A 13374-nucleotide genomic window follows, 5' to 3' on the forward strand; every position below is an offset into this window, starting at 1 on the left:
ATCACTTATTTGAATTAATTGAGTTCATCTTAGTGTGATTTTTCATCATTTGTAAGTGCTTAATGATTAATATTCAATATGAATAACAATAAATAAAATATTTGGGATGGATGTATGGACTCAACGTTATGGGTGCTGGGTACCCTTATAATTAGTATTTTGCTCATTGTTTTTACTATAATAAAATTTAAGTTTCATCCGTTTTTAGCCTTACTATTGGCAAGCTTCTTCGTGGGTACAGCAATGAAGATGAATCCTTTAGAAATGGTAAATGCGATTGAAAACGGCATTGGCGGTACGTTAGGATTTTTAGCAGCAATTATCGGTTTAGGAACCATTCTTGGTAAGATGATGGAAATATCAGGTGCCGCAGAACGCATCGGTATTACATTACAAAAATGTCGTTGGCTATCTCCAGACGTTATTATGGTATTAGTTGGTCTTATTTGTGGTATTACACTCTTTGTTGAAGTGGGTGTGGTATTACTTATTCCTCTTGCTTTCTCAATTGCGAAAAAAACAAATACTTCATTATTAAAATTAGCTATTCCATTATGTACAGCATTAATGGCTGTTCACTGTATTGTTCCTCCTCACCCTGCTGCACTATTCGTGACTAATGAATTAGGGGCAGATATGGGAACCGTTATTGTTGCGGGTCTTGCTGTTGGTTTAGTCGCATCTTTAGTGGGAGGGCCTTTATTCTTAAAAATGTTAGGCGAGCGCTTACCATTTAAAACTGTACCTGAAGAATTTTCTGACATGGAAATTCGTGAAGAAAAAGATTTGCCTTCGCTCGGTGCCACTCTCTTTACAGTATTATTGCCAATTTTTCTGATGCTGATAAAAACAGCTGCAGAATTAAATATGACTAAAGGCACATCGGTTTATACCGCATTACAGTTTATTGGTAATCCAATTACTGCGATGTTTATTGCTGCCTTTGTTGCTTATTATGTATTAGGTATTCGCCGTAATATGGGCATGAATACTTTATTGAAGAAAACAGAAGATAGCTTTAGCTCTATTGCCAACATTTTATTAATTATTGGTGCGGGTGGCGCTTTTAATGGCATTTTAAAAGGCAGTGGTTTAAGTGAATCTTTAGCGTTAATTCTTTCTAATTTAGATATGCATCCTATTTTATTGGCTTGGTTAGTTGCCATTATCCTTCATGCTGCAGTAGGTTCTGCAACGGTTGCAATGATGGGGGCTACTGCAATTGTTGCACCATTAATGCCTTTATACCCAGACATTAGCCCTGAAATTATTACATTAGCAATTGGTTCAGGTGCTATTGGTTGTACCATCGTCACAGACTCACTGTTTTGGTTAGTGAAACAGTATTGTAATGCAACTTTAAGTGAAACTTTTCGTTTTTACAGTGTCGCGACCTTTATTGCCTCCTTTGTCGCATTAGGCGGTACATTTATGCTTTCTTTTGTCATATAAAAGAGAACGACTATGAGCCATATAGATATAAATAAATTAATCAGTCATTTTCCACTAGTGCGTGACTTAGTGGACTTAAAAGAAGTGGTTTGGTTTAACCCAAACGTGACCACCACTGACCAGGGACTTCCATATGTTGGTTTAACGCAAGATGATGTAATTGACGCACAAGCACGGTTACAACGTTTTGCACCTTATTTAGCTAAAGCATTTCCAGAAACGGCGGTGACTCAAGGGATTATCGAATCTGAAGTGATTGATATTCCTAAGATGAAAGTTGCTCTTGAAAAGCGCTATAACACATCCATTAGCGGTCAATTGCGTTTGAAAAAGGATAGCCATCTACCTATTTCAGGTTCAATTAAAGCGCGTGGTGGGATTTATGAAGTATTAACGCACGCTGAGAAATTGGCAATCAACGCGGGATTACTGAGTACAGATGATAATTATGAAAAATTATTCTCTGATGAATTCCGTAAATTCTTTAGCCAATACAGTATCGCGGTAGGCTCAACAGGCAACTTAGGTATGTCTATTGGGATCATGAGTGCGAAATTAGGCTTTAGTGTGAGTGTTCATATGTCTGCTGATGCACGTCAGTGGAAAAAAGATAAATTACGTTCTCATGGCGTTAATGTTGTTGAATATAAACAAGATTACAGTATCGCGGTAGAAGAAGGTCGCAAACAAGCAGAGAAAGATCCCAACTGTTTTTTTATCGATGATGAAAATTCAAAAACATTGTTTTTGGGTTATGCGGTAGCGGGATTACGTTTAAAACGTCAATTTGAAGAACAAGGTGTTCGTGTTGATAGTGAACATCCTCTGTTTGTTTATTTACCTTGTGGTGTTGGTGGTGGCCCTGGTGGTGTTGCTTTTGGGTTAAAACTGGCATTTGGTGATGCAGTGCACTGTTTATTTGCTGAGCCAACACATTCACCTTGTATGTTATTGGGCGTTTATACCCAATTACATGAAGGTATCTCTGTACAAGAGATTGGTATCGATAACGTCACTGCCGCTGATGGTCTGGCTGTTGGCCGCGCATCAGGCTTTGTTGGTCGAGCAATGGAGCGCTTAATTGATGGTTATTACACTATTGATGATCAAGAGCTTTATGACTTACTTAGTTTATTAAATAAAGAAGAAGAAATTAAGTTAGAACCTTCGGCTTTAGCAGGAATGGTGGGAGCTGTACATGTCACTCAAGCTAAAGATTATCTACAAGGTTTATCACTAGATAGCCAAAAAATGCAAAATGCCACACATTTAGTATGGGCGACGGGTGGTGGTATGGTTCCTGAGGATGAAATGCAAAAATATTTCGCTCAAGGAAAATAGAGTGTAGAGCGGGGGGGTTAGTTTTTTTGATCGCTTATTAAATTAAAAAATAAAGGGAGTCGTGCCAGTATTTTGAATTGTTATCTAAAACAATAATAGCGTAGCAATGTGTTACACCAAGTGTTACATCAAACATTCACACCAGGATGTCACACCAGGGGAAAATGTCGTAGTATTATTATAAAAAAGAGGCACCCATTGGGTGCCTCGTTACTTTATATCTTGCTAAATCATAATATATTAAAAATCAATTTTAACATTTACCCCATAGTTTCGACCCGGTAATGGGGCTAAATATTTTAATTGAGAAGATGCAGGCCTTGCTTCAGTATTAGTGAGATTATTAATCATAAAATCAACGGAGACATCTAACTTATCAAGATGATATTTTTTACCAATACCGGCATCGACTAAAGTATAGGAAGGAAAGGTAATATCTCCACCATACATTAATCCACCACTCTCTTTCTGTTTTTTATAGTAAGTTGCGCGACTAAATGCTGTTAATTCGCCATGCTGATAATTAATGCCAATACCATGTTTTTCATTAGGTAAGTTTGGTAAATAATTACCTGCAATAAATAACTTTCTTTTACTTTTATTTTCGACAAAATCCCCGAATAGTGTAAATGTAAGATTATGATCGTGAGGCATTTCATATAAATACTTAAATTCGTATTCTAATCCTTTTGTTTCGAGATCAGTTTCATCCCACTCCATAACGGTAACACCACCACGACTGATCCCCGTTAATCGCCTAAATTTAAAATCACTGTAGTCTGTTTTATACAAATTAATCTTATTAGAGAAATTGCCAATCTCAATAACAGATGATAATTCAATACTTTTGCTTTTTTCGGTATTAAATTTACTGTTTCCTTGTTCTTCAATTAAATAAGCATAATGAGGGCCATGTGTATAAAGTTCATTAATTTCTGGTGCTCGATAAGAAATATTTTGTTGTAGTTTTAATGTCCATTCATCAATTGGTGTAAAAGATAGGGCGAGTGTATTTGCACTTGTATCAAAATGACGGTTTTGTAAATTAGAACCTTGCCCTCTACCACGATTATAATTCGCTGGAATATTGAGATTATGTTGAGTGTAACCTTTACGATATCCAGCAGTGAGCTCAAAAGGAGATAAATTTAGCGATTCAACCCAATATATTCCGTACTCTTTGGTTAATACACTGGGTAAATAAGCATCATAACCAGACGTTTTCAGATCACGATAATTACCGTTAACGCCAATAGCACCGTTTAACCGATTAAAGAGTGGAGCATGTGCCGTTTCTAATGCTAATTGGTGATTTTTGGTCTCAAATACGGATGATGCAATTTGTCCCACTAATTCTTCATCTTTCGATTCAGAATAAGAGTAATAAAAAGCGCTGTCTCTTAAAAAAGGTGTTAAGTGATAATGTTTTCCTTGTATATCTATTCGCCGATTATGATTTGAAACCGAAACAGGCTTATACATTTCTCGACTTGTTTTTGTGGTGAGATAAGCATAACCCGGTACACCGTAAGAAGTCTGAAAATCAGTAACAGATAAACCTATATAGCCTTCATCTCTAATATAAGAAAGAGATGCATTGCCACTTTGGCTTTTTAAAAAGCTATTTGGGATCTCTTTATTATTATTTTCAACATAATGTTTAGGTGGAGTCACATGTTCAATCGATGTGGGACTACCCGGTTTATATTGTGAATTGGGTTCGTTATCAACATAGCCAACACCTGAAAAATAGTCTTTATCTTTAAAGGTATATTTTTCATCTTCACTTAGCTCATATTCAACCTGATATTTTTTCCAAAACTCACTAATGTAAGGATAAGCTTCAGGATTACGGCTAGTAAATACTTTCATATCCACTTGGCATTGATCACGTAATGCAAAATGGTCTTTTAGTTGTTGATAGCTATAACAAGCCCCCACTTTAGAGCGTGTTGGAATTTTATATCGAGAGACGCGTTTAGTGGCACCTGAAATATTAAAAATCCAGTTTTCTTCATCGCTGAACTTAATATTTGCAGAACCTCCATTACCGTTATTGGTACTTCCATTAAAAGTCACGGCACCTGAAATCGCTTTTTCAGGTAGCTGTGTCATTATTCGGTCATCCCACAAATGAATAGCTCCACCGCTTGTACTACCACCATAAAAGAGTGCTTCAGAGTTTTTGCTAATCGATATTTCATTAATTCTATTCATATCAATGGGGATTGGCATATTTCCACTAATAAATGAAACATCATTAATTGGTAGATTATTGACTAAAATGCCTACACGATTTCCTGATAAACTTCGAATAACAGGTCTTGCAGCATTAGGGCCAAAGCCTTCGGCTTGTACACCAGCAACTTTTGCAACGGTATTACCAATCGTATTTGTTTTTATTTGTTCAAGTTGTTTTCCTTTTATCTCTTCTCGATTATTGAGTAATAAAGAGGAGAATGTCTCTTTGTTTTTTATTGATGTTGCTTTAACAGTAATAACATCGTTTGATGTTTCTTTTTCTTGGCTTTTATCTTGATTATTCTCTTTTCCATATAAAGGAGACGACAAAAGTATAAGTAAAATAATAGAGAGTTTACTTTTTTTCATGATATTCATATTAGAATGTAAGAGTAGCGCCTAAGATAATATTACGACCAGGTAAATACATTTCATCTTTAATATAAGAGGTGCTGTCTTTCCCTTTTGCATCAAAGATATTATTAATCTTGGCGTATAAGGTATAATCTGTGTTATCTAAATAACCAATATATTCACTACCTAAACTAACTGTGTTATAAGCCTCTGTGGATGTTTCATAGTCTGCTGTTTTATTCTGTTTTCCAAAATGATCAATGCGGATTTGTCCAATTACGTTTTCTGTAAAACTATGTTTAATATAAGTACTTAAACGATAAGCCGGTATTCTTGGTATATTTCCCTTATTGTGTAGTAAATTTGCTCTAACATAATCACCAGAAATACCAATTAAGCTATCTTGGTTATAGTAATAATCAATATTTCCTTCTATACCTTTAAACTGTGCATCATTTTGAACATATTGTAATGAACGATAGCCATTATTTAATTCAGTCCCCGTAAATTGACCGTAAATATAATTATTAATACGGTTATAATAGGCGCTCATATTGAATTGAATATCACCTGTTACTTTAGTTATTCCAATATCAATATTATTTGCAGCCTCTGCGGTTAAATTAGGATCGCCTTTTTCAATAGTTCGACTTGCAGCATGAACACCATTCGCGTAAAGCTCTTCTGCAACAGGTAATCTTTTCGTGTGTGAGAGTGATAAATTTAAAAAATAGTCTTGTGTAAAATTCCATGCTAATCCAGCAGAAATAGAAGATGCACTCTGCTTATTATTTTTTTGAGTTTCTCTATTTAACAGTGATTGCCACTCTTGGCGAAATCCTAATTCATAGCGAAAATCACCTAATTGGTATTCTTCTAATAAAAAGAGTGAGTGATTTTTTGTTTTTGTTGACGGTACATAAGCTTCTTCTCCTTGAGCACTAAAATCACGCTGATTAAATTGCCCGCCAATAACACCATGCCAACCCCAAATAGGTTGATGTGTAAATGTCAGTCTTAATTCATCGCCTTTGTTTTTAAATGAGGTACTGACTTCATTTCCTTCTTTTTCATCATGATGATAATCGGTTCTGGCCGCACTGAAACGTATTGATTCAATACCAGTAAATGGATTGTTTTTTTCACCACGAAGATCCCATCGTTTGCTATCCATAACAATATAAGGAATACCATGTTGATGTTGTTCATCAGGGTATTCATGATTGTGATTATGATGATGATGGCCGATTAGCGGAGGGCGAATTGGGGTATGATGATGGTGTTCCTCTTCATGATCATGAAAATGCGTATGCCCAGGTAATCCATATCGGCGATGTTGTTCACCATAGCCAATTCCAATATAGCCATCATCTAAGATCCAAGATGCACCGATATTTGCCGATTGGTTATCTTGATAAGATCCGGCTAAACGGCTAGGTTCTCCTTGATGCAAAGGTGCTGGCTGTTTGTAATCGCTTTGATAACGTTTAGTCCCTTCAAGGTGCAGAGCTAAATTATCTTCTCCTAATGTTAATCCGATTGATCCTGTATTTCCCTTAGAAACGGAATCGTATTGATACTGTAATTCGCCCTCGTAGCCTTTTTTAGGCACTGACATAGGAATCTTGCTATCAATAACGTTAATTGCACCACCTATTGTCCCCCCTCCATAAAGTAATGTTGCAGGGCCTTTTAATACTTCAATACGCTGGCTTAAAAAGGGTTCACTGGTGATTGCATGATCTGCACCAATCGACGAGACATCCATAAGATCACTACCACTGTGTAATACCTTGACTCGATTTCCAGACATTCCCCGAATAACCGGATGTACCGAACCGCCACCAAAAAAACTGGCATGAAAACCGGGTAGAGATGTCAATGTTTCAGCAATTGAGGCACTACGATTAGCGCGTAGCTCTTCTTGTGTCAAAACTGCAACAGGTATTGCCATTTTTTCTTGTGGCGTATGTAAAGGTGTTGAATAGACTTTTAATACCTCATTAGTCTGATTTTCTTTTGATTTTATTGCAGAGCTTGCATTGGCAAACAAAGAGTAACTTATTGAAATAAAAAGCGTTGTATAACTAAAAATGGATTTCTTCATACCGTTCACCCTCCTTTTAAGTAATGTTATAATGTAACATTTTAAAAAGTATTGTAAGTAAGTATAATTATCATTAGCAAGTAATGATTTTTTAAAAATAATAAAAAACCTATAACTGTATGTAATTTAATAAAAAATAAATTGAGAAGATGAAAAATGAGGGTGTGAAAAAGGCGTCATAACGACGCCTTGAAGATAAATGAGAAAATAGGGTAAAACTATTTATTCTAAAATAAACATGCCATAAGGATGAATTTGCAGATAATAGCTATCACCGACATTTGGTTGAAGCTGTGTGGCATTGACTTGTAATAGCAAAGTCTGATTTTGCCATTCCACGGTTACCTCATACTGAGGACCCATATAAGCGACATGGACGATTTTGCATTGCTGACAGGCATCGCCTTGTTGAGATAAGGTGATAGCTTCTGGTCTAACTCCAACTCTAACGTCTGTTTTAGTGGTGTTAAATGTATCTGGCTTTGGTAGACGATATTGGAAAATATCAACATAATCAGGGCCTAATGTGGCTGGGAATAAGTTTGCATCTCCCATAAAGCTGGCCATAAATTCAGAAGCTGGTTGGCGATAAAGCGTTTGCGGTGAACCTAATTGCATTATCTTGCCTTTATTCATCACCAATACCATATCAGAAACCGCAAATGCTTCACTTTGGTCATGGGTTACGTAAAGAGAAGTGATATTAAACTGTTGTTGTAATTCACGAATTTTTTCTCTCATGCTACGACGTAAATTAGCATCAAGGTTACTGAGTGGCTCATCAAAAAGCAGTACTTTAGGTTTTAAAATTAAGGCGCGAGCTAAGGCAACCCGTTGCTGTTGTCCCCCTGATATTTGGTCAACAAAACGATCTTCAAAGCCCGCTAAGTCCACCAGCGCTAAAGCTTCAGAAACACGTTGTTTGATTTCTGCTTTAGGACGCCCAAGCATTTTTAAGCCATAGCCAATGTTTTCCCCTAATGACATATGAGGGAAAAGGGCATAAGACTGAAACACCATACAGATATCACGTTGTTGAATTGAGCGTTCAGTGACATCTTCACCATCAATAAAGATCTTACCTTCTGTTGGTTTTTCTAACCCAGCAACTAAACGTAAAACGGTTGTTTTACCGCAACCTGAAGGGCCTAATAATGAAACCATTTTGCCTTGTGGAATAGATAAACTGAGATCTTCAATAACCGTGTTAGTGCCAAAACGCTTAATGACATTTTTCAGTTCAACGAAATGTTGTTGTGTCATGATTTATACTCCGTATTACTGTGCATTTTTGGCTTTAGAGCGTGAAACACGGGCTTCGCCAATCAAATAGTCAAATAAGAAAATAATTGCCAACATGACGACGATTAAAATCGAGCCATAGGCAATTGCGACACCGTATTCTCCATCTTCAACACGGTTTAAAATATAAGCAGTTGCAACACGTGTATCAGGCGTAACAAGGAAGACGATGGCGCTGACTGTGGTAATCGCACGCACAAAGCTATAAATCAGCGCAGATAAAATAGCAGGGCGTAATAACGGTAATAGCACATAGAAAATCGTTCTCATTGAATTTGCTCTTAAGCTTAGAGAAGCTTCATCAAGCGATTTATCAATTTGCCCTAATCCCGCAATACCCGCACGTATTCCCACAGGCACGTTACGCATAGTCATTGAGATAATGACAATTGCCGCTGTTCCCGTTAAATAGAAAGGTGAGTCGTTAAACGCAAGAATATAAGAGACACCGGCAACAGTTCCCGGGACAGCAAAACAGAGCATTGTTGTGAACTCAATACTTTTCTTACCTTTAAAGTCTTGGCGCACGACGATATAGGCGATTAATAGTCCGAGAATAGCGGTAATCGGTGCTGCAATACCTGCATATAACAAGGTATCTAATAACGACGGCCATGCACCATCACTCATTCCTTGACCAAATAACTTGATAAAGTTATCCAGCGTTAAGGTGTAATCAACTCCCCAGTTAACGGTGAAGCTACCATAGAAAATACTGCCATAGAGCAAGATATTAAAGACAACCCAAATAGCTAAAACTGTTGTCACAAATGCAATTAGCGACGATGGCAAAGGTTGAACATCACCACGATAGGATTTCCCTGATACGGTGACGTAAGAGCGTTTACCAATCCACATATACTGCACACAGAACACTAATAGTGAGAAAACTAACAGTGACGCCCCTAATGTACTGGCAGATTGATAATCCAGTTGAGAGCCGGTGATATAGAAGTAAATTTGTGTGGCGATAACGTCAAAGTTGCCCCCTAAAACCAATGGGTTACTAAAGTCAGCAAGAGATTGCACAATCACAATTAAAAACGCATTGGCTAACGCCGGCTTAAGTAACGGCATAAAGACGTTAAAGAAGGTTTGATAACGGTTAGCTCTTAAGGTGTAAGACGCTTCTTCTAATGAAGGGTGAATGGTTTTAATGGCACCGTCTAAAATCATAAATGACATAGGCGTAAAGGCGAGCACTTGCGCTAACCAAATTCCAGTAAAGCCATATAACCAGTTGGTATTTTCAAGCCCTGCATAAGTGGCAAGAAACTCTGTCACATAACCAGAGCGCCCCATCATAAGTGTGACGCCTAAACCAACAACAAAAGGAGGTGTTACAATGGGTAAGATAGAAAATACGCGACCAATAATGGCTGAGCGCACCGCAATACGAGAGGTATAAATTGCTAGAATTAAACCAAAGAAAGTACAACCTATCCCTACTGCAATAGAAAGCGCAATAGAATTGAGCATCACTTGCACAATATGAGCTTGACTTAAAATAGCGATAAACTCAAAAGGTGCAAAATTGCCAGCACTATCTTTAAACATAGGAATAAAAATAGCGATGCTAGGAAAGATAATAAAGGCACCAATCAGTGCAACAACGGCTATCAAAGAGCCAATAACAAAGCTATCACCACCAAGCCATTCCAAGCGTGTTAAGGCGGTTTTCATGATCATTCCCAGAGCAATAAAGAGGATGATCGCAGAGTAACCTAAACCTCGTCCTTCAAGCGTTGCACTAACTATCGTAATAACCGCACAAAGTAAGGCAAAACTTGCATCAAAATAGTGGCGAGAACGATTTTCACGCTTAGGTTCGTTAAATGAACGAAAGAGCAGTAAACTTGGTAATAAAAACCAGAGCCAACTGATATTGACGCTACTCCAACCGTAAGAGGTGAGTAATTCATCTGCTGTTGAATCTAAAAGACCGTAATCAAGGCTCCATGATGGCAATAAAGCAAATGCCATCCATGCAATTAGGATCCATAAAAATATGGGATCCCGCCTCTTTTTTTCAGGTAAAGCGAGTGTGTGAGACATAAATCCCCCGAAAGTAAATGTATTTATTATTATGTGAAAAAGAGAGCGAGAGATTATCTCGCTCTGTTGATGATCTATTTACCCATTTTTACTTCGGTTACCCACTTATTAATCAACTCTTTACGCACATCACTATCGCCATATTTATCCATGTCGTAGTTAATGAGTTTTAAGTCAGATAATTTCAGTGCCATTGGTGAAGACTCTGCTGAGGTATTTGTTAGGATTTGGTAAGATTTACCTTCTTTCCAGCTAATTTCTTGCGCTTCTTTTGAGAGTGTCCAATCTACGAATAATTTTGCGTTATCCATATTACGGGCATTTTTAATGATACTGACACCACCGATTTCATAGCCTGTACCTTCACAAGGTGAAATCAATTCAAGCGGTGCACCATTTTCAACTTCTAATGAGTAATCATGTAAGAAACCAATACCAATGGCTGCTTCACCACGAGCGGCGTTTCGCGCTGGGGCAATACCTGATTTGGTGTATTGAGAGATATTAGTATTGATTTTCTTCAGATAATCAAAGGCTTGTTCAGTACCCCATAACTGGTCAAAGGTTGCCAGTGCGGTATAAGCAGTTCCTGAACTTTGTGGATCGGCGATTTGAATTTCACCTTTATATTCAGGTTTGATTAAATCTTTCCAACAAGTTGGAATAGCAATCCCTTTTTCTTTTAAGCGATCTTTATTGACGCCGAAGCCTAAGATACCGACATAGACCGCAGAAGAGTAGTTACCTTTACGTTTAGCGGGATCACGGAATTGTGGCATGATTTGATCGAGATTAGGAGAAACATAAGGTTCTAGTAGATCCATTTCACCTGCTTGTGAGTGGGGATCCATTGTACCACCATACCAAACATCAGCTTGTGGATTGCGTTTTTCAGCTTCGATTTTGGCTAAAGTACTTCCTGAACCATTACGAACGAAGGTGGTTTTAACATCATACTTTTCGGCAAAGGCTTTTGTTTCAGCTTCACACATTGCATTTGTCGCACTACAGTAAACCACTAAGCGACCAGCCGCATTTGTTGATAAGCTAACAGCAGACAGAGCCAGACCAGCAGCAACAAGTGTAGAGAGGGTTTTCAATTTCATGTTCAGAACCTTTTAAATGTGTCGTCATCGGAAAATGAAAGTGGGCCAACTAAATGCTCTTGTTTGCTAACATCAGCAATCAACAATGGCATTAGTAAGAGTCCCATTAAGGCCGCAGCACTGGTTAATAATGCAAACATCCCAGTCCAACCATAATGCGCCATGACCTGACTTAATGGCCAACCTGCCATTGCTGCCCCTAAGTAGGCATACAATCCCAAGTAGCCAGTTACCGTGCCTGCTGCGTTTTTATGACAATATTCTGTTGCAGCAAGCCCGATTAACATCTGTGGTCCGAACACGAAAAAACCGATACTAAAAAAACAGGCTGCGAGTAACGCATAATGATGAATTGGAATTAACCAAAGCGCTGCTACTGCGGTAAAAAGCCCGAGTGAAAACAGCAATATCATTGGTGCTCGTTGGCCACGGAATAATAAATCCGAGCCCCAGCCTGAACATAACGCCCCGAGTAAGCCACCCACTTCAAATAAAGAGAGAATGGCGTTAGCACTCAATAAGTTGGCGCCATGTGTTTCTGATAACCAGATATTTCCCCAATCGTTAATTGCCATACGTATGAGATAAACCAAAATATAGGAAAAACCTAGTAACCAAATCATTCGGTTAAATAAAATGCTATCTTTCAAAATAGTTAGCATAGGTTTAGGGGGAGAGGCTTGCTCTTGACGTAATTCAAAAACATCTCGCCGCCACACACCCACAGTAGGAAGCCCTTCTTCTGCGGGAGTTCCTTTTAATCGTACACACAACCACAGCCCGATGATGATGCCGATAATACCGGGAATAAGCAGTGCGACTTGCCAACTATAATGCGTCGCTAGCCACGCAGTTAAAATGGGAAGACTCATCCCGCCAAGGTTGATTGAGATATTCCATAATCCCCACCAGAAACCGCGTTCATTGCGTGAATACCAGTGTGTTAACAACCTTGCACAAGGGGGCCAGCCAAAACCTTGAAAGAAACCATTTAGTGCCCAGACCAAAAGCAGTGCTGGAAAAGAGAGACAATAGGCAAAAATAATATTCATAACGCCAGTCATCACTAATCCCACACCCATAAACCAGCGATATCCCCATCTATCATGGAAAATACCGGAAATAAATTTAGATAAACCGTAAGTGAGATAAAAAAGGCTGGCTATCCAACCGATATCTCCTTTATCTAAATTCAATTCAACTTGCATAACGGGCATCACAAAGTTGACGCTTTTACGTGTGAGATAGAAAGTGGCATAACCGATAATCATCGACAGCATTAAGTTTTTGCGCCAAAAGTTATAGGTCTTATTTATTGATGCCGAATTTTTACCTGACATAACATCCTCTTTGATGTTGCAAATGTAAAAAAAATGTCGAGAAAAAGAATGAGATAAGGTTGTAGATGACTAAGAC

8 protein-coding genes are annotated in these 13374 nt (G+C 38.0%); 2 read left to right on the forward strand and 6 right to left on the reverse strand.

Features of this window, described 5'->3' with window-relative positions; translation table 11 throughout:
* Positions 1-114 precede the first annotated feature (114 nt).
* Both dsdX and GWI59_RS16520 read left to right on the forward strand, forming a co-directional pair.
* Positions 115-1452 carry a D-serine transporter DsdX gene (gene dsdX, locus GWI59_RS16515; protein WP_072063609.1) on the forward strand — a complete coding sequence of 446 codons (1338 nt, stop codon included), beginning with the start codon at positions 115-117 and terminating at the stop codon, positions 1450-1452.
* 12 nt (positions 1453-1464) lie between these two features.
* A complete protein-coding gene (locus GWI59_RS16520; protein ID WP_161725114.1) occupies positions 1465-2793 on the forward strand; it encodes a D-serine ammonia-lyase in 1329 nt (442 codons plus the stop codon).
* Positions 2794-3033: 240 nt separating this feature from the next.
* Here GWI59_RS16520 and GWI59_RS16525 read toward each other — a convergent pair whose 3' ends face one another.
* The 6 genes from GWI59_RS16525 to uhpC all read right to left on the reverse strand — a co-directional run bounded on the left by GWI59_RS16525 (position 3034) and on the right by uhpC (position 13313).
* Positions 3034-5403, reverse strand: coding sequence for a TonB-dependent receptor domain-containing protein (locus GWI59_RS16525; RefSeq protein WP_161725116.1), 2370 nt, complete (start codon positions 5401-5403; stop codon positions 3034-3036).
* A gap of 10 nt (positions 5404-5413) precedes the next feature.
* A complete protein-coding gene (locus tag GWI59_RS16530; RefSeq protein ID WP_161725119.1) occupies positions 5414-7495 on the reverse strand; it encodes a TonB-dependent receptor domain-containing protein in 2082 nt (693 codons plus the stop codon).
* A gap of 222 nt (positions 7496-7717) precedes the next feature.
* Complete coding sequence (gene fbpC / locus GWI59_RS16535) at positions 7718-8758, reverse strand: ferric ABC transporter ATP-binding protein (RefSeq protein ID WP_115065120.1); 1041 nt, start codon at positions 8756-8758, stop codon at positions 7718-7720.
* A 15-nt stretch (positions 8759-8773) separates the two neighbouring features.
* On the reverse strand, positions 8774-10852 hold the full coding sequence (locus GWI59_RS16540) for an ABC transporter permease (RefSeq protein ID WP_072063605.1): 2079 nt from the start codon (positions 10850-10852) through the stop codon (positions 8774-8776).
* Between the two features lie 74 nt (positions 10853-10926).
* Complete coding sequence (locus tag GWI59_RS16545; protein ID WP_006534965.1) at positions 10927-11958, reverse strand: ABC transporter substrate-binding protein; 1032 nt, start codon at positions 11956-11958, stop codon at positions 10927-10929.
* 2 nt (positions 11959-11960) lie between these two features.
* On the reverse strand, positions 11961-13313 hold the full coding sequence (gene uhpC, locus GWI59_RS16550) for an MFS transporter family glucose-6-phosphate receptor UhpC (protein WP_337247390.1): 1353 nt from the start codon (positions 13311-13313) through the stop codon (positions 11961-11963).
* Positions 13314-13374: the final 61 nt, after the last annotated feature.

Source organism: Proteus sp. G2673, from assembly GCF_009915125.1.
Lineage (GTDB): Bacteria > Pseudomonadota > Gammaproteobacteria > Enterobacterales > Enterobacteriaceae > Proteus > Proteus penneri.